Source organism: Candidatus Pelagibacter sp. uisw_091, assembly GCF_059512525.1.
Window position 1 is genome coordinate 1,064,318 of sequence record NZ_CM183455.1, and the last position, 21,348, is coordinate 1,085,665.

Here is a 21,348-nt window from a genome sequence, read left to right on the forward strand (position 1 = left end):
TTATATAAATTTAAAAATTAGTAAAGATGATAAACTGTTGAATGAAAATTTTGATTATACAAAATAAAATGGGGATTGGTGATATGGTTATTTATCTACCCTTTATAAAGGCAATTTCTGAAGAGTTTGATACCTCTGTGAGCATTCTAGTTAAAGAGAGTTCGAAAGCAGAACAATTTTTAAAAAATAATAATATTATTAATAAGATAATTATTCTTGATCGTGGCAATAAAAAAAGGAATGGTAGACACGATGGCCTAGCTGGTTCCTATTGTCTAGCAAAAGATCTCAGGCAATATAATTTTGACAAAGTATTTATTTTTAATTCGTCTTTGAGATTTAATTTAATTACAAGAATTGCTAGGATTAAAGATATTTATCAATACTCTTTATTTCAAAAAAAAGATCAACACGTTATTAGTGCAGCAAAAGTTTTTTTAAAAAAAAAACTAGGTTTGAATGTTAAGAGTGACCCAGAAATTCCTATTGATAATCAATCTGTTCAAAAAGTGAGATCTAAATATAAAATTAGTAATGATGAAAAAAATATTTTACTTGGAATAGGTGGATCAGGACCAACGAAAAGAGTTCCTGCAATAATTTTTATAAAACTTATGCGCCTAATAGCTCAAAAATATAAATGCAAATTTTTTCTAGCAACCGGCAAGGACAAACAAGAACAAGAAATTTTAAAAGAACTGCTTAATTCAGAATTCAAAGATAAATGCTACGCACTAGATAATCTAAATTTAACTGAAATATTACCAATAATTAAAAATTGCGATATTTCTGTTTGTAACGACTCAAGTTTTAGCCATCTCTCTTCTGCGTTAGGTATTAAAACTATAGTTTTAATGGCTGATACGCCATTACTTTATGGAAGTTATAATTCAAAGATGTACCCAATTATTCCAGACGGAGAAAGTACAGTTGCGCATGATACTTTTGGGAAAGAAAAAATTAATCCAAATAAAATTTTTGATCAATTAGATGATATCTTAAGTTAACAAATATTTTTTAAAATAACTTCTTTAGCTTCATTAACAATCGCAGATAACCTTGCAGTTTCTGGTGACACATCTGGATGAATTTTTTTTTGAATATTGATATAAGCTTTATTAACATCATCTTTTGTATATTTTTTATTTTTATCAAGATTCAAAATTCTATAAGCTTCTTCTAAAGATAATATAGATGAGTTTCTAATATTTTGATTTTGGCTGAATGAAAACCTTCCAGATCTTCTAAGTGTTTGAATTAGTCTAAACAATCCAATTAATTGAATAATTGAAAACCCTTTTAACTTAACTATAGCTAAACTTAGTAGTGTTAAAGGTATACTAAGTAAAAACTTGCCTCCCACAGCAAGCACTAAAGCTAAGATTATCAATCCAATAAAAATTGGTTTTCTTAAATGTTTTGATATTTTTTTAGATGATATATTGACAAATAATTTTAGTAAAAAGTAAATAATTCCAAAAATAACTAGTGTATAAATGATTATATTCATATATTTAATTTATTCTCATGAAAATACCACAACTTAAAAAAAAATCAGAAATAAAAACATGTCATAATATTAGCTGGGAGGATAATTATAGCTGGATACACCAAGATAATATTTTAGAAGTTTTAAAAGATAATAAAAAATTAAACCCTGAAGTAAGAAAGTACCTAGAAGAAGAAAATTCATACACAAATTTTCACTTGTCAGATACTAAAAATATTCAAAAAGAACTATTTAATGAGATTAAGAGTAGAATAAAGTTAGACGACGAATCTTTACCGTTCAAAGATTTTGATTATGAGTATTGGACAAAAACAACAGCCAAAGGAAATTATTCTATCAAATTAAGAAAAAAAATTGGATCTAATAATATTGAAGAAATTTGGAATGGCGATGAAGAAAAAGCAAAACTCGAAGTAGAGTATTTTGGTGTTGGTGACCTTGAAGTTAGTTTTAATGATAAATATTTAGGATACTCTTTAGACACAAAAGGTTCAGAGTATTACACAATATATATTAGAGATATTAAAACAAAAAAAATAATTACTGAAAAAATTGAAGAAACATCAGGAAGCATAACTTTTAGCTTAGATGACCAATATATTTTTTATTCAAAACTAGATGAAAATCATAGACCAAGAAAAATTTATAGACATCAATTGGGTACAAGTACTGAACAAGATCAATTAATTTTTGAAGAAAAAAGTGAAGCTTTTACAGTTGGAATTGACCTAAGTTCTGATGATAAATATTTTTTTATTAACACTTCAGATCATAACACTTCCGAACAATATTATTTCAGTGTAAATGAAAAAGAACCAAGGCCAAAGATAATACAAAAAAGACAAAAAGGAATACTTTATTCTGTTAATTCTTGGAATGGAAAATTTTATAACCACACAAATAAAAATGCTGAAGATTTTAAAATAGATATAACTGATAGTTTAGAAAAACCTGACTGGAAAACTTTTATAGCTGCAAAAGAAGAGGTTTTAATCGGTGGTCTAACATTTTTAAAAAACTGGATCATCAGGTCAGAAACTTCAGATGCTTTAGACAAATTGTTTGTAAAGAATATAACAACTGAAAAAGAAGAGGAATTAATTTTTTCAGATGAGACCGTATATGTTCCTGGAGTATCTTTGGTTCAAAGAGATAAAAGTACTGATGAAATTTATTTGGGCTATTCATCACCAAAAACACAATCAAGAGTGTATTCTTATAACTTAAGCTCTAAAGAAAAAAAGTTGGTTAAAGAGCAAGAAATTCCTTCAGGTCATAACTCAGATGATTATATTGTTGAACGAGTCGATTGCAAATCGCATGATGGTAGGTTGATCCCTCTTACAATTACAAGGCATAAAAACACTAAACTTGACGGATCTGCAAATTTATTGCTTTATGGTTATGGCTCTTATGGAAGTTCAATGAGTCCCAGTTTTTCAACTACAAGATTAAGTTTAATAAATAGAGATATTATATGGGTCACAGCTCATATTAGAGGTGGAATGGAACGAGGAATGAAATGGTGGAAAGAAGGAAAACTACTTAATAAAAAAAATACCTTTGAAGATTACATTGCATCTGCAAAATATTTAATTGAAAATAAATACACTTCAAAAAATAAGATAATAGGAATGGGTGGTTCTGCTGGAGGCCTTCTTATGGGTGCAGTAGTTAATCAAGCGCCAGGATTATTTCTAGGAATAATAATGGCAGTACCATTTGTTGACTCTTTGACGACTAATTTAGATCATTCTTTGCCCTTAACAGTTGGGGAGTTTGATGAGTTTGGCAATGCAAAAGATAAAAAAGATCACTTTGATTATATTTATTCTTACGCTCCTTATAATAATATAAAAAAAATGGATTATCCCCATATACTGATCACTACAAGTTTGAGTGACAATAGGGTTTTATTTGATGAGCCAGCAAAATTTACTGCCAAACTTAGAGAATATAAAACTGATAATAATTTATTACTTTTAAAAACTGAGATGAATGCAGGTCATGGTGGTAAATCTGGTAGAGATGGTGCTATAGAAGAAATTGCATTTGATTATGCATTTGCATTAAAAATTACTAAAAAAATTTAGTTTCTAATTTTTAAAAACAACCATTTGAAACAAAACCAATCACAATCGAATTAGAGTCTACTTCAAACCTTCTTTCACAGAGTATTCCATATTTTTTGGTATTATAGACAAGCTCTAAATTGCCCTTATCATTTTTAAAATCTTCATCTGGCTTGCCTAATTCCATTTGCAAATTATCTGAAGTTTTTCCAATATATTTACTTAACTTAGTATTTTCTTTTTCAACAATTTTGTCTGTTTTATCTTTGATTGTTTGACAGCCAGCAACTAAAGTTAAAAAAAATAAGCTTATAAAAATAAATTTCAATTTGTACATACTTCAATGGTAACACTCAAAATATGGCATAAATATAAACTTATAAGTTGAAATATGTTGATAAACTTAGATTTTTAAGAGTATTTTCATGATTAATCTAATATTAATCGGTCTTAATCTTAGGAGGATCAATGTTAGAAAAATATTTTGACTATAAAAAACACAAGACTGATTTTAAAACAGAAGTAATAGCTGGTGTCACAACATTTTTGACAATGGCTTACATTATGTTTTTAAATCCATTTATTTTATCAGGTGAATTTGCTGGACCAGAAAAAGGTTTCTTTGAATTTGGAGCAGTGTATACAGCAACAATTGTTGCAACAGCACTTGCTTGTTTTATAATGGCATTTTATGGAAAAACATGGCCAATAGGTTTGGCACCAGGCATGGGAATTAATGCATTCGTTGCATTCGGTGTTTGTGCTGGAATGGGCTACACACCTCAAGAAGCTTTAGGAGCTGTACTGGTTGCTGGAATTTTGTTCTTAATCATTTCATTAACACCTATTAGAGCATGGTTAATTAATTCAATTCCAAAAAGTTTAAAATTAGGAATTGGTGCTGGTATAGGACTATTCCTAGCAATAATTGGACTTCAAATTATGGAAGTTGTTGTTGATAATCCAGTGACATTAGTTCAGTTAGGTGACTTGAGCGATCCACTTGTTTTATTGGGATGTGCTGCATTTATTTTAATGATTGTTCTTGAAAAAATGAAAGTTAAAGGAAATATCATTATTGGTATTTTGTTGTTCAGTATTATTGCATGGGCTACTGGACTTGCTAAATTTAATGGAATTGCCAGTTCACCGCCCCCAATGACCTATCTATTTGATTTTGATTTATCAGCAGCATTAACAGCTGGTATGACAACTGTAGTATTTACTTTATTATTTGTTGATTTCTTTGATACCGCAGGAACATTAACCTCAGTAGCAAACGTTGCTGGCAAGGTTGATAAAAATGGTAAAGTTAAAGACATAGAAAAAGCAATGATGGCTGACAGTGTTGGAACTGTAGCTGGTGCAATGATGGGAACAACAACTGTAACAAGTTATGTTGAATCTGGAGCTGGTGTAAAAGCTGGTGGAAAAACAGGAATGACCTCTTTAGTAATTGGTCTGCTATTTTTAGCTTGTATATTTTTTGCTCCTTTAGCAACAAGTTTACCTAAGCAAATTGATGGTGCAGCTTTAGTATTTGTTTCTGTTCTTTTTGTTAGAAACATAACTGATATTGAGTGGGATGATATTGGTGAAGCAGCTCCTGCTATTCTTGCAATGATTGCTATGCCTTTAACATATAGTATTAGTAATGGTATTGCTTTAGCATTTGTTTCTTATGCATTAATCAGATTATTTACTGGTAAGTTTTCTTCAACTTCACCAGCAATATGGGTTATTGCAATCTTAAGTGTTGTTAGTTTTGCAGTTGCTTAAAATATAATAGTTAGGGCTGGAATAATTCCAGCCCTAACTATTTCTCTTAATTATTTCTTCCATAGAAATCTCTTCATAATGTTCAGTAGGTTGAACAATCCAAGGATCTGAATCTAGTTTTACTGGGCAAAAATCTGGCTCAAATGTAGATGATTTTTTTTTCCATAAGCATGCGGTTTTAACTTCTTTTATAAAATTTTTTGTTGGCTCGTATTTTTTTAACCATTCTATACTTTTATTTAAAGTTAGTCCGGTATCAGATAGATCATCAACTAGTAGTACTTTATCAAAATCCTTATTCTCTGCTAAAGAACTAATCTCTCTAGCAAACATTAATTGTCCCTGTTTATCTTCCATTCCTTTACCAGAATAACTCTGAATCACTATGTATGCGATAGGCAGCTTTAGAATCCTAGAAAGAATGTCTAGGATTGGGGCAGCACCCCTCATGATACCTACTAATACAGTGGGTTTATAGTTATTATGGATTTCTATTGCTAATTTTTCAACAATTTTTGTATACTGATCAAAAGTGATAATTAATTTATCTGCCATAAAATTTTTTATCATATAAATAAAAATAAAAAAGAATAAAAAATTATGAAAATATTTGATTGCTTTATGTATTTTGATGAAGATGTAGTCTTAGATGTAAGGCTTAATTTTCTAGATAAATTTGTTGATAAATTTGTAATAATTGAATCTGAATACAATCATAAAGGGGAAAAAAGAACTCCTCTATTCAATATAGCTAAATTTGAAAAATTTAAAGATAAAATTAAATATATTTTAACAAATGATATTCCGCCAGGAATAGAAAAAATAAACAAAGATGATAAAGAAACTGAAATATACAGAAAATCAATCCTTAATGCCTGGAAAAGAGAAAACCTTCAAAGAAATCAAATTCAAAAAGGTCTAACAGAAGCAAATAAAGAAGACTGGATTATTATTTCAGACCTAGATGAAATACCTAATTTATCTAAGATTAATTTAAAAAATACAAAAAATAACTTAATATTTTTTAAACAACATATGATGTACTACAAATTTAATTTAAAATTAGAAAATTATATTTGGGTTGGAAGTAAAGCATGTAAAATGAAAAACTTAGAATCTCCACAGTGGATAAGAGATATAAAAGACAGAGAATATAATTGGTGGAGAATTGATACTTATTTTTCTAAGAGAAAATATAGTAATATTTTATTTGCAGAAGATGGGGGATGGCATTTTTCATATTTAAAAAATCCAAAAGATATTGAAAAAAAACTTAAATCATATCTTCATCATATAGATTATGACTTAAATCCAGTTGGTGAAAAAGGTATTCAGGAAATGATTAATAATAAGAAAACAATTTACAATATAAGAGCTGATCAAAAAGAAAATAAGTTTGATGGAGCAAATAAATTAAATAAAATTAATATTAATTTATTACCATCATATATTTCAGAAAATAAAGATAAACTTAAAGATTGGATTGAGGAATAATGAAAGGATACTGGATAGCGCTATATAAGAAGATTGATAATATAAAAAATTTGAAAGATTATTCTACCAAAGTAACCCCTATTATAAAAAATTTTGGTGGGAAGCCGCTGGTTAGAGGTGGAAAATATCAAAATCTAGAAGGTGAAAACTTTTCAAGAACTGTAATTTGGGAATTTCCAACTTATGAAACAGCTTTAGAATGTCATGAATCTAAAGAATACCAAGATGGATGGGCATTGGCTAAGGCTACCACTGAAAGAAATTTACAAATTATTCAAGGTTTTAATACTGAATAGGTTCTGGATCTATACTTCTCCATAGATACCAGGTTGCTACCGAACAATATGGAGTAAATCTTTTGTTTAATAATTTTACATAAGATTCTGGGGGTAAGTAATTTTTTTTATAATTCTTTGAAATTCCTCTTAAAAGTCCAATATCTTGTATGGGCCAAATGTTTGACCTATTATATGTAAATAGCAAGATCATCTCAGCTGACCATCTACCAATTTGTCTTAACTGGGATAAATAAATAATGGCCTCTTCATCAGACATTTTAGGTATTAATCTAGGATTAAAAGATTTATCTAATGTTTGCTTTGCTAAACTTTTTATTCCTCTAACTTTCTGTCCACTTAATCCACAACTTCTAAGTTGAGCAGAGGAAAGTTTAGAAATTGTTTTTGCATTAATCTTGTTTTTACATTTTTTTTTAAATTTTAAAAAAACAGAATTAGCAGCAGCAACGCTAATTTGCTGTCCAATAATACTTTTACATAATGAAAAAAATATATCTTTTCTAGAAGTAAGCACAGCTTCTGAGGGAGATTTATATTTACTAATTAATGAAGACATCACTTTATCTTTATTAGATAAATATTTTTTTGCAGTATTCCAATATTTTGGTTTTTTATTCATGTCTAGTGGTAGATGGTATTTCTTTTTTGTGATAAATTTCTCTTCTAAGAATAATTAAAGAAGAAGCCACAACCAACAATGCACCGAGTAATGTTTTTGTCGTAGGAATCTCATCCCAAATTAAATATCCAAAAATTATTCCAAAAACTAATGCTAAATACTTTAATGGCGATACAAGAGAAACTTCAGATAATTTAAAAGATTGACTAAGCCATAAATTTGCAAAACCTCCTAAAAATCCAATCATACACAATAAAACTAAATCTTGAACACTCGGCATCACCCAGCCAAAAGGAATTGTAAATAAGCTTGCTAGAGTAATAACTATTGAAAAATTAAGAGCAATAAGCCAAACTGGTTCTGTTGTAGATAGCTGTCTAATTGCAATGGCAACATAAGATAAACCTAAACAAAAAATAATCGGGTAAATATAATATATATTTAGAGCACCAAAACCAGGTTCGGTTATAACAATAATTCCAATAAATCCAATGGATACAGCAAGCCATCTATAAAATCCAACTTTCTCACTTAAAAAAAAAATTGAAAAAATTGTAGTGAATATAGGGGCAGCAAAAGAAATGCTGACTACTGTGGCTAATGGTAAGTTTCTTAGTGCAATAAATATTGCAATTAGAGCTATCAATCCAAATAAGCATCTTAAAAAATGTAAACCTGCCCTTTTTGTGAGATAAAAATTTTTAATCCTAGCTCGTGGCATTATAAAAAAATAAATAACTACTCCAAAAAAACCTCTGAAAAATAACACTTGACCTAAAGGATAATATTCAGACCATTTAACTATTAAATCCATAAAAGAAAATGCACATACCGACATAAACATGTACAAAAAGCCTGATTGATTTTTACTAAGCATAAGAATAATTTGTAGATTAAATTAAAGGATAAGCAATGGAAATAGCAATTTTAGGTTTGGGGTGTTTTTGGGGACCAGAAATCAAGTTTAGTAGACTCGAAGGAGTTATTAAAACTGAGGTTGGTTATTGTGGTGGTGACAGTAAAGAAACTACTTATAAAGAAGTATGTACAGGTAATACAAGTCATGCAGAAGTCGTTAAATTAGACTTTGATCCAAAAATTATTTCTTATGAAAAAATTTTAGAATTTTTCTTTGAAATTCATGACCCAACAACATTAAATTCACAAGGACCAGATTTTGGAACACAATATAGAAGTGAAATATTTTACCTAAATGACAAGCAGAAAGAAATTGCTGAAAATGTAATTAAAAAAATGAATTCAAATTTATCTGGAAAAGTAGTAACAAAATTTTCTTTATTAAAAAATTATTGTCCAGCAGAAGAATATCATCAGAGATATTTGGAAAAAAGATAATGTGTCATTAGTTAATACAAATTGGTTAGAAAAAAATTTAGATAAAGTAAAAATTATTGATTGTTCATGGCACATGCCCCAAACAAAAAGAAATAGTTTTGAAGAATATCAACAGTTACATATAGAGAACACAATATTTTTTGACTTAGATAAAAATTCTAAAACAGATACTGATTTACCTCATATGTTAACTGATATTAAATCTTGGGAGAAAATTATATCAAATTTGGGAATTAAAAATGAGGACCGAATAATAATTTATGATAATTCCGATGTAATTAGTTCTTGCAGGTGTTGGTATAATTTTATTTACTTTGGACATGATCCAAGTTTGGTCCATGTGCTAGACGGTGGGTTAAAAAAATGGATGAACGAAAAAAAACCTACAGTAAGTAATTTAACAAAAATTATTAGCTCCAATTATATAGCTAACGAAAAAAAAAAATTAGTAAAAAATAAAGAACAAATTGATGAAAATATTGAAAAAAATGACTTCAGAGTTATGGATGCAAGAAGTAGAGAAAGATTTGAGGGCAAGGTTCCTGAACCAAGAAAAGGGTTAAGAAGTGGTTCTATAAAAAATTCTTTTTGTCTTCCTTTTTCTGAACTTATTAATGAAGATCATACATTCATTACTAAAGAAAAAATTCTTGAAAAATTTAGACTAACTAAATGTAACCTTAATGAAAATATAGTGTTTACATGTGGTTCTGGAGTTACCGCTTCTGTTTTGGCTCTTGCTTATTCTCTAATAGACACTAAATATATGCCAACAATCTATGATGGTTCATGGAGTGAGTATGGAAAAAATTAAGATATGAAAAGATCAACAAAAATTACTACAGTAATCATTACTTTCTTTTTAATAATCACAATTGTGATTGTTGGAAGAACAATGATTGGTAATCATTTTAAAAAAAAATTTAGTAAAAGACCTCCACCTGGAGTAATTGTTAAAGAGGTAGTTTACAAAAGTTTTTCAGAAAATATTGAAAGCTTTGGTACAGCAGTATCAAAGAGAGCAGAGTCTTTTAGAATTAAAAGAAATAATTTAATATCTGAGCTAATCCTTAAAGACTATGTAAAAAAAGGTGATCTAATTGTTAAGCTTAAAGATAGAAACATTATAGCACCTTTCAACGGTGTTCTTGGATACAGAGGTATTACTGGTGATATTCTTGGTTCAGATAACTCAATTATTATAACTTTAGACGATAACTCGATTATATATTCTGACCTAAAAATTCCTGAAACTTTTTCATCATTCATACAAAAAGATTTACCCATTAAGGCAAAATTCTCAGGCAACAAAAACAAAACATACAGTGGAAAAGTCTATGCTGTTTCAAGCAGAATTAATGCTGAAACGAGAAGTTTACTTACAAGAGTCATGATTGAAAATGAAAATTCTGAATTAATACCTGGCTCTCTTCTAGAGGTTGTTATTAATTATAACGAACGAAACTCTCTTGCAATACCTGATACCAGTATGATGGTAGAGGGAAGCAAAACTTATGTCTATAAAGTTTCAAAAGACAATATTGTAAATAAAACTGAAATAGAAATTGGAATAAGAGATGGTGGATTTATTGAGATAATCTCTGGTCTTAATGATGGGGAGACTATCGTTGCTGAAGGACTAAAAAAAGTTAGGCCAAGAGGAAAAGTTAAACCAATTAAAAAATAATGTTTATAACTGATTTAAGCATAAGAAGACCAGTTGTTGCTTGGGTAATGTCTCTTATATTAATCGTTTTTGGAATATTTGTTTTTTCACAATTACCCGTGAGAGAATTACCTGAAGGTTTACAGCCTCCTGTAGTTCAAATTAAAGTAGACTATAAGTCTGCTTCAGCTCCTATAATTGATCAAGAGGTAACTCAAGTAATTGAAGATGTAATTGGTGGAGTTGAAGGAGTAAAAAATATTAACTCAACATCAGAAAATGGAAGTAGTTCAATTAATGTTGAATTTAATACTGACATCAACCTAGATAATGCAGCCAATGATATAAGAGAGAGAGTAGCAAGAATTGTTGATAGATTACCAAGTGAAGCTGATGCCCCTCAAATACTTAAGCAATCGGCAGGGTTTTCAACTACTATGTGGCTAGCTGTATCTTCTGCTACTTGGAGTGATTTGGAACTTGGAGATTATGTTGAGAGATATTTGGTAGATCAATTTTCTAGTGTTAAGAACGTAGGAACCATTAGAACTGGTGGTTTAAGAGATTTAAGTGTTAGAGTCTGGATAGATCCAATTAAACTTGCAGCTTACAATTTGACCATTCAAGAAGTTGAGATAGCAATAGGAAAAGAAAATGTAAGTCTGCCAGCAGGTACTCTTGAGGCTAACAATATTGATTTAATATTAAACTTGGATAAATCATATGATGATATAGAAAAATTAAAAGCATTACCTATAAAAAAAAACCAAAATAGTATTGTAAGACTTGCAGATATTGCCAATATTGAATTTGGTCCAGTTTCAGAAAAAAATCTTTTTAAGGCACAAAGTAAGGATGCTTTAAATCTAAAAACTGTAGGAATTGGTATTTATGCAAAAAGTGGCGCTTCAACAGTAGAACTATCTAAAGAAATAAGTAAAAAAATAGATGAAGTTAAAAAAACATTACCAGGTGATCTAAATATAGAAGTGGCTTTTAACAGGGCAACATATGTGGGTACTGCTATTGACGAAGTTTACAAAACTTTAATCATCGCTTTTATACTTGTGGTTATTATTATTTATTTATTCTTGGGAAATATAAAAGCTGTAATTGTGCCAGCAGTTGCATTACCTGTAAGTTTGATAGCATCTTTTTTAGGTCTTTACTTATTTGGTTTATCAATAAATATTTTTGTTTTATTAAGCTTTATTTTGGCCATTGGAATAATTACTGATGATTCAGTCATAATGACAGATGCAATTTATAGAAGAATTGAAAATGGAGAAAGCCCTTTGGTTGCGGCTTATAAAGGATCAAAACAAATTAGTTTTGCAATCGTTGCTACAACATTAATTCTAGTTGCCGTGTTTATTCCCTTAATTTTTATAGATGGAATTGCAGGCACGTTATTTAGAGAAACTGCGATTGCCTTATCTTTTTCAGTTGTGATATCCTCTTTTGTTGCGCTTACATTGTCACCCATGTTAGCAAGTAAGTTTTTAAAGAAGGAACCTAAGCAAAATCTTATAGTTACTAAATTTGACAAGTTTTTTAAATCATTATCAAAATTGTATGAAGAAACATTGAGCTATTGGCTAAATAAGAAAAAAATTGTTATTTCATTTATTGTCTTCACTATTATTATCTCTAGTGTTTTATTTCATTTTACAAAAAAAGAATTGCTACCCATGGAAGATCGAGGTGTATATCTGGTTCTTGGATTTACAGATGAGGGGAGTTCTTTTGAATATACTGAAAAAAGAGCCGAAGATGTTGAAAAAAGATTAATTCCACTTCTTCAGGCTGAGGATAGTCCATATAAAAGATTCATAATGAGAGTGCCAGGATTTGGAAGCAACAAAAATTCTTTTAACAGCTTTATAATAATTGCATTATTGGATGAATGGGCCGAAAGAGATAAAAGTTCACAAACAATAATGAGGGAAGCAATTGGAAAAATTGTGACTGTACCAGAAACTGTAGCTTTTCCAATTTCACCACAATCTATTAGAGTTTCTAGCTACAATAAACCAGTTCAAATGGTTATATTGGGTAGTACTTACGAAGAGTTAGAAGAAATACAATCTAAAGTTATTAGAAAATTAAGACAGAATAAAAACTTATCCAGAATAGAATCTGACTATTCTAGAGACAAACCTGAAATCAAACTGGTAATTAATAAAAACAAAGCTAAAGATTTAGATATATCTACTGACTCAATTGGAAAAACTTTAGAAACTCTTTATGGTGGAAAAACTGTAACAAAATTTAATAGACTTGGTAAAGAATATCCAATTATACTTCAGCAATACTTGGTTGACAGAAGATCTCAACAGGGGCTTTCTAAAATATTTGTTAGATCAGAAACTACTGGAAAATTAATTTCTTTAGCAAATTTAGTAGAGTTTAGTGAAAAAGGATCTGCAAAAAAATTAGCAAGATATAACAGGCAGAGAGCTGTAACAATATCTGCAAATATATCTGAATCTTATACGCTTACAGAGGCAATTGCATATTTAGAAGAGACGATGCAAGAAATTGGCTCTTCCAATCAAATTGCATGGAAGGGTAAATCAGAAGAAATAAAAGAAACTAGTAACGAGCTGTTTATTATTTTTGGATTAGCATTTCTAACTGCCTACCTGGTAATGGCTGCAACTTTTAATTCATTTATACACCCATTTATTATTATGTTAACTGTCCCACTTGCTTTGTTTGGAGGATTGGTCTTTATTCTATTTTTAAATAGTTCTATTAATATCTTCTCACAAATAGCACTTGTCATTTTAATAGGAATATCGACTAAAAATAGTATTCTAATTGTTGATTATGCTAATCAATTAAGGACAGCTGGAAAAAATATTGAAACGTCAGTTAAAGAAGCTTGTCAATTAAGATTTAGACCAATAATGATGACATCAATAAGTACAATGATAGCAATGATACCTCTGGTTATAGGTAATATTGGACCAGGCGCAGGTGAAGCTTCTAGATTAGCTGTAGGGGCCACTATTTTAGGTGGCATGATTATATCAACATTCTTTACACTCTACGTTACTCCAACAATGTATTTAATTTTAGCTAAAAATACAAAAAGAATAGATGCTGTTGATATTGAGTTAAAAAAACAACTTCGTTAAAAAATAATATATTTATTTTTATTTAATCTTTTCTGACATTTTTTTAATTGAGCTTTATATTTGTTAGATTGTTTTTCTACTTTTTTAGCTAAGCCTATAACTTTTTGATTATTCTTATAATTTTTATAACCACCCCACCCCTCATGATATGCAAGATATTGCCTAAAAGCATCTTTCTTAGAAATCTTTAAAAGGGACTCAGTTTTGTCTGTATACCAACCAATAAAATCTACACTATCTTTAAATCTTGCTCTAGTTGCAAGTTTATTACCTGTTTCATTTTTATACTGCTCCCAAGTTCCTTTTACAGCCTGGGAATAACCAAAAGAGCTTGATGGACGCTTAAAGGGTATAACTTTAAATAGTTTTTGTCGTTGTGGTTTTGCTAACCAATCAAAATCAGATTCCATTTTAATAATGGCTAACTGAACATAAATTGGGGTACCCCATTTATTCTCAGTACTTTTTGCATGTTTATACCAAAGATATCTCTCGTTAAAAATAGAGCAACTGTTTGATGTATTTTTAGGTATAGAGGAGCACGCTGAAAGTAAAATAATTAACAGAGTATAAAAAATATTTTTTAACTTAAACATACTTATCTTTAGCTTTATAAATAATTATTACAAATATAATGCCTACAATATTTCCAAACAAATCAGTCCATTCAAACGCTCTTAGTGGAATAATAATATGAGCTAATTCTAAAATAATTGATAATAAAAATAAATATATTGTCACTATTTTAATTTTTCTTGTATCTTGATAAGCACTAATTCCTAGAACAGAAAGAACAATAAATACATATGCGTGATTAGAAGAAATTATAAAATCTCTAGTAATTTGAGGTTGGATAGAACTATCACCATATAAAAGATAGCCAAATATACTCCCAGGATATAAATAAATTATTATCAATATTAAGTTAGCAGTGTGAAAAGCAGGAATTAAAAGTTTTTTTTTATATTTCATAATAATTTTATTTATTTTGTTCTTTTTATCAGTTATCAAAATATATCAAATGCCTCATTTAATATTAGTTAGACATGGTCAAAGTGAGTGGAACCTAGAAAAAAGATTTACAGGTTGGGTCGATGTGGATCTTACTGGTCAAGGAAAATTGGAAGCATGTAAATCTGGTGAGTATGTTAGAGAACTAAAGCTAAATATAGATTATTTCTATTCATCTTTTCAACTAAGAGCCATTAATACTCTAAAATTTATTCAAGACACATTGAGAGATAACAAAAAACCCATAAGAGCATGGCAATTCAACGAAAGACATTATGGGTCTTTAACTGGTCTAAATAAAGATGAAATGAAGGAAAAGCTTGGGGAAGATAAAATTCATAAATTTAGAAGGTCCTGGGATATAAAACCTGATCCTCTAAGTAGAAATAATCCATATCATCCAATAAATATTGATGCGTATAAAACTATCTCTAGGGATAAAATTCCAGATACAGAATCTCTTAAAGATACTTATGAAAGAGTAATGGAATATTATAATTCTGATATTTGTAATAAATTATTAGATAATAAAAATATTTTAATTTCAGCTCATGGCAATTCAATTAGAGCTTTGTGTAAATTTTTATTTAAACTAGATAATAAAAAAATATCGTTACTTGAAATACCAACTGGAAACCCACTTTTAATTAATCTGAATTCAAAGCAGGAAATTATTGAATGTAAATATTTAGATAAAGATAGAGCTAAAGATTTAATTATTTTTTAATAACTCTTTATAAATTTTAAAATTAGTCAAATGATAAAAGCTTTCTACACTTTCATAACCATATAATTCATTTTTAATAACTAATTGATTCCAAACTTCTGCTATAGAAAAATCGCTAACCGAATATGAATCAAATAAATCTTTATTCATTATTTGACAGCCAGTATAAATTAAATCATTTTGAATTTCTTTTTTAATTTTATTTTTTAAAAGATTGAAATCACCTTTTAATTTTTCATCAAAACTAAGATTTTTGTTAACGAGTAAAAGTATATTTTTAATTTGATTAGTAAAATAAAAATCTTCCATTTCTTTAATCTTTTTTAAATAACCTTGATTCCAAAGAGTATCTGGGTTTAATATTAGAAAACTGGAATCATTTGAGGAATTCATCATATTTAAAATTCCACCACCTGTATTTAAAATTTTTTTTCCATCATTGATTATTTTAATATCTAAATCAAATTTTTTTATCTCAACAAAGCTTTCAATTTTTTCTTTTAAATAAAACGTATTTAATATTATTTTTTTTATTCCTAAAGATTTAATTAAATTTATACAGTTCTCAAGTAATGTAATTCCATTAACCTTCAATAGTGGCTTCGGCTCTACTAGTGTTAGGGGATTTAACCTCTTCCCATAACCAGCACACAAAATTAATGCAGTGTTAATTTTCATTTAAGGGTCCTTATTTTTTTTGGAAAATTAATATCTAGTAATCTTTTAAGACCACCAAATATTTCACTATTTTGCATTCTAAACTCTATTAATTTCCAGGCGTAGGGTATTAGTTTTAAATAAGTCTTCTTTTTGTCTCTTACAGCCAACCTTACAAAAATCCCTATTATTTTCATATTTCTTAGCACTGATAATATTTCAAAATCATTTAATAAAATAGCTTTGTTAATTTTTTTATTATTTAACTTTAAATAATAGTTATAAATTCTTTCCTTTAATTTTTTATTTGACTTAAACCTAACATCATCAATCAAAGATGCTAAATCATAGGCTCTATTACCTATTAGCGCATCTTGTGTATCAATAGTTGCAAATTGTTTTTTATGTCTCATTAAATTTGATACGTGAAAATCTCGGTGAACAAAAGTATCATTTTTTAATTTAAGATTAGATATTAAAAATTTTATTTGTTTATTAATTTCAATATTTAAAGTTTTTAATTTTTTTTTAGATATATATTTTTTTGTATACCAATCAGAAAATAATTTAGCTTCTTTAAGTAATTTATTGTCATCATAAACTGGGATATTATAATTTTTTCCTTTAAAATTTTTAATTTTATTTTGTTTAATTTTTTGAATATTACTCAGCAAATCAATAGATTTTTTGTATAAATTAATTTTATTACTTCCATTTTTTTTTAATAGTTTAAATATTGTTTCATCACCAAAGTCTTCAATTTCTATAGAGTTTTGCTTATAATTTTCTTTATATAGTTTTGGAGCTAAAATTTTATTTTCAATCAATAAACTATTTATAGCATCATATATTAATAAGTTTTTTACTTTTTCTTTTGTGGCATAAACTATAATTGAATTTTTTTTATTATTTTTTTTTCTATAAAAAAATCTAAATGATGCATCACCCTTAATTTTTTTTAATGTTGATTTAAATAATCTCATTTAATGTTTTATTGTTTATACCTTTAATAGTTAAAAATCTTTTGTTCATATTTTCTCCATATTCAAAAAATAAATCAATTTTATTATTTATTTTATTCTCTATTTTTTCAGGCCATTCAATTAACGTTAGAAATTCTTTTTGATTTTCCAATAATCCAATGTTTTTTGTCTCGTGACTATTTGTTAGTCTATATAAATCATAATGTTGTATTGTTAAAACTCCTACATCGTATTCGTTTACTAGGTTAAATGTAGGACTTGTAACTTCTGTTAGGTTCAGATGATTTTTTACCTGAAAACAGTTTATCAAGTGTCTTATAAATGTTGTTTTTCCAACTCCAATTTCACCATGAAAAAATATTACGTCACCTTTTTTAAGTATTTTTGAAAAATTTTTTGCTAGTTCAGCTGTCTTAACTTCTAAAGAGATGTCTATTATTTCGCTGTTAGTAGCGATATGCATCTGGTTTAAATGGACCTTCTGTTTCAACACTTATATAATCAGCTTGGTCTTTTGACAGTTTTGTAAGTTTTGCACCTACTTTTTTTAAATGAAGCATGGCTACTTTTTCATCTAAAGATTTTGGTAATACATAAACTTTATTTTCATAATTTTTATGGTTATCCCAAAGCTCTATTTGTGCCATTACTTGATTTGTAAATGATGCACTCATTACAAAGCTTGGATGTCCAGTTGCACATCCTAAGTTTACCAATCTACCTTTAGCTAAAAGAATAATTCTCTTTCCATCAACCAATTCTATCTCGTCAACTTCTGGCTTAACTTCTGTCCATTTATAATTTTTTAAAGCCTCTACTTGAATCTCATTATCAAAGTGACCAATATTACATAGTATCGCTCGATCTTTCATATTTCTCATATGATCTGCAGTAACAATATCTATATTGCCTGTAGCTGTAACAACAATATCTGCTTTACTTATTGCTTCATCCATTAAAACTACTTCATAGCCCTCCATTGCTGCCTGGAGTGCACAAATTGGATCCGCTTCTGTAACCATAACTCTTGCACCACTTTGTCTTAAAGATGCGGCACTACCCTTTCCAACATCACCAAAACCTGCAACAATTGCAACCTTACCAGACATCATTACATCTGTGGCTCTTCTAATTCCATCTACTAAACTTTCTCTGCAACCATATAAGTTGTCAAATTTTGATTTTGTAACTGAGTCATTAACATTAATTGCTGGAATCATTAATGACCCATCTTTTTCCATTTTATTTAATGCCTTAATTCCAGTTGTCGTTTCTTCTGAAACACCTTTTACTTCTTTTAATAAATCTTTGTAATCACTATGCATCATTGCAGTTAAATCACCACCATCGTCTAATAGCATATTTGCTTTCCAGTCTTTTTTGCCTTCTATTGTTTGTCTTATGCACCATACAGCTTCCTCTTCAGTTTCGCCTTTCCATGCAAAAACTGGTATTCCTGCTTTAGCTATTGCTGCAGCTGCATGATCCTGTGTTGAAAAAATATTACAGGAAGACCATCTGACTTCTGCTCCAAGTTCTACTAGAGTTTCAATTAAAACTGCTGTTTGAATTGTCATATGAAGACACCCTAATATTCTTGCTCCTTTTAAGGGTGCTTTATCTGAATACTCTTCTCTTAATGCCATTAGACCTGGCATTTCACTTTCTGCTATTGAAATTTCTTTTCTTCCAAAATCTGCTAGTGATATGTCTTTAACTTTAAAATCATCCATTGCTCGGTTTTATACAATAAATATTTTATTAATCAACTTATGATTAAACTTTAGTAAAGACAATCTCAACATTTGCACCTTTTTGCATTATATTATTTGAAGCATTAATAGTAGCACCATGTAAATCTGCTAGGTTTTTTACAATGTTTAACCCTAAACCTGAATGTTCACCAAAGGTATCTGGTCTATTGCTATAGAATCTATCAAATATTTTTTTTGTGTCTGTTTCTTTAAATCCCTTACCTTCATCAATAACTTTTAAAATAATCTCGTGCTTATCTCTTTTATAAATTTCAACTAAGATCTTTTTTTTATCTTCACTAAATGAAATTGAATTATCTAATAGATTTGCAATAATTTGTTCTATTCTATTTTCTATTCCATTAATAAAATACTGCTCTTTGCTATCTGAGTCTTTTAAAATTATTTGAATATTTCTTTTTGCTTCATAAATATTGTTGAAATCATCAACTACAGATTTTGCAATTACTTTTAAATCAATTTTTTTCATTTTTTCCTTACTTAAAGCAACCTCATCTTTTAATATTTGGGAATAATCTGTAATTAATCTTTCAATTCTTTGTACATCATGATTTAGAATATCAATTAGTTTACTCCTTTGCTTAGGATCTTCTGTTTCATGTAGTATTTCTGAGGCACTTTTTAATGATGTGAGTGGATTTCTAATTTCATGAACTAAATCTGTTGAAAAATTTTCTGCATGAGAAATTCTTTTTTGAAGCTCATTGGTCATATCATCTAGTGAATTTGATAATTTTCCAAGCTCATCATTTCTATTTTTAAGTTCATTTATATTGGTTTTCTTTCTACTCTTTTCTTTTATTGTTTTTGTATATTCTACTAAATTTTTTATTGGTTTAAGAAAATATCTATTTAAAACAAAAGAAAATACAAAAATCACTATTCCAACAAAAATTGCAGTTCTTAATATGAAAGTTTTTCTTTCATTAATTGCAGAACTAATATCGCTAGCATTTTCAGAAATTGCTAAATACCCAATATTATTTTCATCTAGTACTACATTCTTTACAGTTGTTAATAAAAACTTATCATACCCCTCTTGTGTAAAAGTAAATGGCTGACCATAATTTTTTGACTCAGAATAATTAGTTAAAATATCTTTTAAAGAAACTGATTTTTTTTTGTTTATATTTTTTGTCTCAATTATCTTTTTGCTTGTTTCTTCATTTAAAATTTCTAGCTGGACTATATCTAATCTATTAGAGAAAGACCTTGGGTCTAAATCTAATGTGTCTGTATCTCCTACTAAATTAAATTGATTATCAAATAAAATAACTCTGTCTAAATTTTGAAATAAAAATCTTGTCGAGAATAAAAACTTTCTAATATCTTCTTCTTCAAATTTAATATTTAATCTTAAAATATGCTCAATTGTATTGTCTATTACTTGAATATGTTTGCTTTTTTTATCTTTTATTAAATTAGGCTTAACATTTCCAATATATATAAGTGTTAAACTTCCAATAACTATAAAAACTATTAAATTAATAAATAGAAATTTTTTTAAAATAGATAGACTTTTAAGAAAATTACCAAACATTAACTAACATTCCATCTGTATCCACTGCCATATCTTGTTTCTATTGCAGTAAATTCAGAATCAACTTTTTTAAATTTTTTTCTAATCCTTTTAACGTGGCTATCTATAGTTCTATCTTCAATATCAGTATCTTCTCTATAAGCAATATCCATCAATTGTGCTCTTTCTTTAATTATCCCAGGCCTCTTAGCCAGCTCTTTAACTATTAAAAATTCTGTAGTAGTCAGCTTATCTGGTAATTGTTTGCCATCCCATTCACACTCAAGTTGAGATGGGTCAAGTTTGAGCTTACCATGAGAAATTATATTTTTTGTTTCTTCAAGATTAATATTAATATCTTTTTTCCTAAGCTGGACTCTAATTCTCTCAATTAAAACTTTTATGGAGAATCCTCCTGATTTTTTCATAAAATCATCTGCACCTAATTTTAATCCTATCAGTTCATCTATTTCATCATCTTTGGATGTTAAAAAAATTACAGGTAGAGATGTTTTTTTTCTTAATCTTTTTAAAAGTTCTTCGCCATCCATTTTTGGCATCTTAATATCAATGACTGCAAGATCAGGCGGTGATCTGGATAATCCAATTAAAGCACTTTCTCCATCAATGTAAGTTTGAACTTTAAAGCCCTCTTTTTCAAGAGCTATACTTATACTTGTGAGTATATTTCTATCGTCATCAATAAGTGCTATTGTTTGTGTTTGCATAATCTACTTT

The 21,348-nt window shown here is 28.4% G+C and carries 23 protein-coding genes; 10 read left to right on the forward strand and 13 right to left on the reverse strand.

The genetic code is table 11. The annotated features are described in order from the left end of the window. Nucleotides 1–41: 41 nt before the first annotated feature. On the forward strand, nucleotides 42–1,007 hold the full coding sequence (locus AC5YGA_RS05765; protein WP_415308173.1) for a glycosyltransferase family 9 protein: 966 nt from the start codon (nucleotides 42–44) through the stop codon (nucleotides 1,005–1,007). Here AC5YGA_RS05765 and AC5YGA_RS05770 read toward each other — a convergent pair. Next, nucleotides 1,004–1,510, reverse strand: coding sequence for a J domain-containing protein (locus AC5YGA_RS05770; protein ID WP_415308174.1), 507 nt, complete (start codon nucleotides 1,508–1,510; stop codon nucleotides 1,004–1,006). The two genes, AC5YGA_RS05765 and AC5YGA_RS05770, sit on opposite strands and share 4 nt — an antisense overlap. 17 nt (nucleotides 1,511–1,527) lie before the next feature. Between AC5YGA_RS05770 and AC5YGA_RS05775 the strand changes: the two genes are divergently transcribed. Beyond that, nucleotides 1,528–3,603 (forward strand): S9 family peptidase, encoded by a 2,076-nt coding sequence (locus tag AC5YGA_RS05775; RefSeq protein ID WP_415308175.1) that lies wholly within the window; start codon nucleotides 1,528–1,530, stop codon nucleotides 3,601–3,603. Nucleotides 3,604–3,613: 10 nt separating this feature from the next. On the opposite strand, the gene AC5YGA_RS05780 is transcribed toward AC5YGA_RS05775, so the two are convergent. Further along, a complete protein-coding gene (locus AC5YGA_RS05780; protein ID WP_415308176.1) occupies nucleotides 3,614–3,919 on the reverse strand; it encodes a hypothetical protein in 306 nt (101 codons plus the stop codon). Between the two features lie 131 nt (nucleotides 3,920–4,050). Here AC5YGA_RS05780 and AC5YGA_RS05785 point away from each other — a divergent pair, with 131 nt between their 5' ends. Continuing rightward, entirely contained in the window at nucleotides 4,051–5,361 is a 1,311-nt protein-coding gene (locus tag AC5YGA_RS05785; protein ID WP_415308177.1) for an NCS2 family permease, read from the forward strand. Between the two features lie 33 nt (nucleotides 5,362–5,394). On the opposite strand, the gene AC5YGA_RS05790 is transcribed toward AC5YGA_RS05785, so the two are convergent. Next, nucleotides 5,395–5,931: a phosphoribosyltransferase gene (locus tag AC5YGA_RS05790; protein ID WP_415308178.1), complete on the reverse strand. Its 537-nt coding sequence runs from the start codon at nucleotides 5,929–5,931 to the stop codon at nucleotides 5,395–5,397. A gap of 30 nt (nucleotides 5,932–5,961) precedes the next feature. Between AC5YGA_RS05790 and AC5YGA_RS05795 the strand changes: the two genes are divergently transcribed. After that, on the forward strand, nucleotides 5,962–6,855 hold the full coding sequence (locus tag AC5YGA_RS05795; protein WP_415308179.1) for a glycosyltransferase family 17 protein: 894 nt from the start codon (nucleotides 5,962–5,964) through the stop codon (nucleotides 6,853–6,855). Further along, nucleotides 6,855–7,151, forward strand: a complete 297-nt coding sequence (locus AC5YGA_RS05800; RefSeq protein ID WP_415308180.1) for a DUF1330 domain-containing protein — start codon at nucleotides 6,855–6,857, stop codon at nucleotides 7,149–7,151. Before AC5YGA_RS05795 ends, AC5YGA_RS05800 begins: the two co-directional genes overlap by 1 nt. On the opposite strand, the gene AC5YGA_RS05805 is transcribed toward AC5YGA_RS05800, so the two are convergent. Continuing rightward, nucleotides 7,138–7,773 (reverse strand): DNA-3-methyladenine glycosylase family protein, encoded by a 636-nt coding sequence (locus tag AC5YGA_RS05805; protein ID WP_415308181.1) that lies wholly within the window; start codon nucleotides 7,771–7,773, stop codon nucleotides 7,138–7,140. The genes AC5YGA_RS05800 and AC5YGA_RS05805 overlap by 14 nt on opposite strands. Beyond that, complete coding sequence (locus AC5YGA_RS05810) at nucleotides 7,766–8,650, reverse strand: DMT family transporter (RefSeq protein WP_415308182.1); 885 nt, start codon at nucleotides 8,648–8,650, stop codon at nucleotides 7,766–7,768. The genes AC5YGA_RS05805 and AC5YGA_RS05810 overlap by 8 nt, the downstream gene beginning before the upstream one ends. Before the next feature lie 35 nt (nucleotides 8,651–8,685). Here AC5YGA_RS05810 and msrA point away from each other — a divergent pair, with 35 nt between their 5' ends. From msrA to AC5YGA_RS05830, 4 genes are read left to right on the forward strand one after another with little or no spacing between them, the layout of a single operon-like run. Next, nucleotides 8,686–9,129, forward strand: coding sequence for a peptide-methionine (S)-S-oxide reductase MsrA (msrA, locus tag AC5YGA_RS05815; RefSeq protein ID WP_415308183.1), 444 nt, complete (start codon nucleotides 8,686–8,688; stop codon nucleotides 9,127–9,129). 1 nt (nucleotide 9,130) lies between these two features. Then, nucleotides 9,131–9,943, forward strand: a complete 813-nt coding sequence (locus AC5YGA_RS05820; protein ID WP_415308184.1) for a rhodanese-like domain-containing protein — start codon at nucleotides 9,131–9,133, stop codon at nucleotides 9,941–9,943. A 3-nt stretch (nucleotides 9,944–9,946) separates the two neighbouring features. Then, on the forward strand, nucleotides 9,947–10,816 hold the full coding sequence (locus tag AC5YGA_RS05825) for an efflux RND transporter periplasmic adaptor subunit (protein ID WP_415308185.1): 870 nt from the start codon (nucleotides 9,947–9,949) through the stop codon (nucleotides 10,814–10,816). Further along, complete coding sequence (locus AC5YGA_RS05830) at nucleotides 10,816–13,938, forward strand: efflux RND transporter permease subunit (RefSeq protein ID WP_415308186.1); 3,123 nt, start codon at nucleotides 10,816–10,818, stop codon at nucleotides 13,936–13,938. Before AC5YGA_RS05825 ends, AC5YGA_RS05830 begins: the two co-directional genes overlap by 1 nt. Here the strand turns inward: AC5YGA_RS05830 and AC5YGA_RS05835 are convergent. After that, nucleotides 13,935–14,534: a transglycosylase SLT domain-containing protein gene (locus AC5YGA_RS05835; RefSeq protein ID WP_415308187.1), complete on the reverse strand. Its 600-nt coding sequence runs from the start codon at nucleotides 14,532–14,534 to the stop codon at nucleotides 13,935–13,937. The genes AC5YGA_RS05830 and AC5YGA_RS05835 overlap by 4 nt on opposite strands. Further along, nucleotides 14,527–14,910, reverse strand: a complete 384-nt coding sequence (locus tag AC5YGA_RS05840) for a hypothetical protein (RefSeq protein WP_415308188.1) — start codon at nucleotides 14,908–14,910, stop codon at nucleotides 14,527–14,529. The genes AC5YGA_RS05835 and AC5YGA_RS05840 overlap by 8 nt, the downstream gene beginning before the upstream one ends. Nucleotides 14,911–14,959: 49 nt before the next feature. On the opposite strand from AC5YGA_RS05840, the gene AC5YGA_RS05845 reads away from it, so the two are divergent. Continuing rightward, on the forward strand, nucleotides 14,960–15,676 hold the full coding sequence (locus AC5YGA_RS05845; protein WP_415308189.1) for a 2,3-bisphosphoglycerate-dependent phosphoglycerate mutase: 717 nt from the start codon (nucleotides 14,960–14,962) through the stop codon (nucleotides 15,674–15,676). Here AC5YGA_RS05845 and AC5YGA_RS05850 read toward each other — a convergent pair. Genes AC5YGA_RS05850 through AC5YGA_RS05875 form a run of 6 tightly spaced genes read right to left on the reverse strand, consistent with a single transcriptional unit; the run spans nucleotide 15,662 to nucleotide 21,338 of the window. After that, complete coding sequence (locus AC5YGA_RS05850; RefSeq protein ID WP_415308190.1) at nucleotides 15,662–16,354, reverse strand: sugar phosphate nucleotidyltransferase; 693 nt, start codon at nucleotides 16,352–16,354, stop codon at nucleotides 15,662–15,664. The two genes, AC5YGA_RS05845 and AC5YGA_RS05850, sit on opposite strands and share 15 nt — an antisense overlap. Beyond that, on the reverse strand, nucleotides 16,351–17,316 hold the full coding sequence (locus AC5YGA_RS05855; RefSeq protein ID WP_415308191.1) for an aminoglycoside phosphotransferase family protein: 966 nt from the start codon (nucleotides 17,314–17,316) through the stop codon (nucleotides 16,351–16,353). Before AC5YGA_RS05855 ends, AC5YGA_RS05850 begins: the two co-directional genes overlap by 4 nt. Continuing rightward, the gene (tsaE, locus tag AC5YGA_RS05860; protein WP_415308192.1) at nucleotides 17,303–17,779 is read right to left on the reverse strand and encodes a tRNA (adenosine(37)-N6)-threonylcarbamoyltransferase complex ATPase subunit type 1 TsaE; all 477 of its coding nucleotides are present in this window, start codon (nucleotides 17,777–17,779) and stop codon (nucleotides 17,303–17,305) included. The genes AC5YGA_RS05855 and tsaE overlap by 14 nt, the downstream gene beginning before the upstream one ends. Beyond that, entirely contained in the window at nucleotides 17,763–19,049 is a 1,287-nt protein-coding gene (gene ahcY, locus AC5YGA_RS05865; RefSeq protein WP_415308193.1) for an adenosylhomocysteinase, read from the reverse strand. The genes tsaE and ahcY overlap by 17 nt, the downstream gene beginning before the upstream one ends. 43 nt (nucleotides 19,050–19,092) lie before the next feature. Beyond that, complete coding sequence (locus AC5YGA_RS05870) at nucleotides 19,093–20,631, reverse strand: sensor histidine kinase (RefSeq protein WP_415308194.1); 1,539 nt, start codon at nucleotides 20,629–20,631, stop codon at nucleotides 19,093–19,095. Continuing rightward, on the reverse strand, nucleotides 20,631–21,338 hold the full coding sequence (locus AC5YGA_RS05875; RefSeq protein ID WP_415308195.1) for a response regulator transcription factor: 708 nt from the start codon (nucleotides 21,336–21,338) through the stop codon (nucleotides 20,631–20,633). Before AC5YGA_RS05875 ends, AC5YGA_RS05870 begins: the two co-directional genes overlap by 1 nt. Nucleotides 21,339–21,348 lie beyond the last annotated feature (10 nt).

Coding starts and splice junctions, on each gene's coding strand:
- AC5YGA_RS05765 (WP_415308173.1), top strand. CDS start 42: ATGAAAATTTTGATTATACAAAATAAAATGGGGATTGGTGATATGGTT.
- AC5YGA_RS05770 (WP_415308174.1), bottom strand. CDS start 1,510: ATGAATATAATCATTTATACACTAGTTATTTTTGGAATTATTTACTTT.
- AC5YGA_RS05775 (WP_415308175.1), top strand. CDS start 1,528: ATGAAAATACCACAACTTAAAAAAAAATCAGAAATAAAAACATGTCAT.
- AC5YGA_RS05780 (WP_415308176.1), bottom strand. CDS start 3,919: ATGTACAAATTGAAATTTATTTTTATAAGCTTATTTTTTTTAACTTTA.
- AC5YGA_RS05785 (WP_415308177.1), top strand. CDS start 4,051: ATGTTAGAAAAATATTTTGACTATAAAAAACACAAGACTGATTTTAAA.
- AC5YGA_RS05790 (WP_415308178.1), bottom strand. CDS start 5,931: ATGATAAAAAATTTTATGGCAGATAAATTAATTATCACTTTTGATCAG.
- AC5YGA_RS05795 (WP_415308179.1), top strand. CDS start 5,962: ATGAAAATATTTGATTGCTTTATGTATTTTGATGAAGATGTAGTCTTA.
- AC5YGA_RS05800 (WP_415308180.1), top strand. CDS start 6,855: ATGAAAGGATACTGGATAGCGCTATATAAGAAGATTGATAATATAAAA.
- AC5YGA_RS05805 (WP_415308181.1), bottom strand. CDS start 7,773: ATGAATAAAAAACCAAAATATTGGAATACTGCAAAAAAATATTTATCT.
- AC5YGA_RS05810 (WP_415308182.1), bottom strand. CDS start 8,650: ATGCTTAGTAAAAATCAATCAGGCTTTTTGTACATGTTTATGTCGGTA.
- msrA (WP_415308183.1), top strand. CDS start 8,686: ATGGAAATAGCAATTTTAGGTTTGGGGTGTTTTTGGGGACCAGAAATC.
- AC5YGA_RS05825 (WP_415308185.1), top strand. CDS start 9,947: ATGAAAAGATCAACAAAAATTACTACAGTAATCATTACTTTCTTTTTA.
- AC5YGA_RS05830 (WP_415308186.1), top strand. CDS start 10,816: ATGTTTATAACTGATTTAAGCATAAGAAGACCAGTTGTTGCTTGGGTA.
- AC5YGA_RS05835 (WP_415308187.1), bottom strand. CDS start 14,534: ATGTTTAAGTTAAAAAATATTTTTTATACTCTGTTAATTATTTTACTT.
- AC5YGA_RS05840 (WP_415308188.1), bottom strand. CDS start 14,910: ATGAAATATAAAAAAAAACTTTTAATTCCTGCTTTTCACACTGCTAAC.
- AC5YGA_RS05845 (WP_415308189.1), top strand. CDS start 14,960: ATGCCTCATTTAATATTAGTTAGACATGGTCAAAGTGAGTGGAACCTA.
- AC5YGA_RS05850 (WP_415308190.1), bottom strand. CDS start 16,354: ATGAAAATTAACACTGCATTAATTTTGTGTGCTGGTTATGGGAAGAGG.
- AC5YGA_RS05855 (WP_415308191.1), bottom strand. CDS start 17,316: ATGAGATTATTTAAATCAACATTAAAAAAAATTAAGGGTGATGCATCA.
- tsaE (WP_415308192.1), bottom strand. CDS start 17,779: ATGCATATCGCTACTAACAGCGAAATAATAGACATCTCTTTAGAAGTT.
- ahcY (WP_415308193.1), bottom strand. CDS start 19,049: ATGGATGATTTTAAAGTTAAAGACATATCACTAGCAGATTTTGGAAGA.
- AC5YGA_RS05870 (WP_415308194.1), bottom strand. CDS start 20,631: ATGTTTGGTAATTTTCTTAAAAGTCTATCTATTTTAAAAAAATTTCTA.
- AC5YGA_RS05875 (WP_415308195.1), bottom strand. CDS start 21,338: ATGCAAACACAAACAATAGCACTTATTGATGACGATAGAAATATACTC.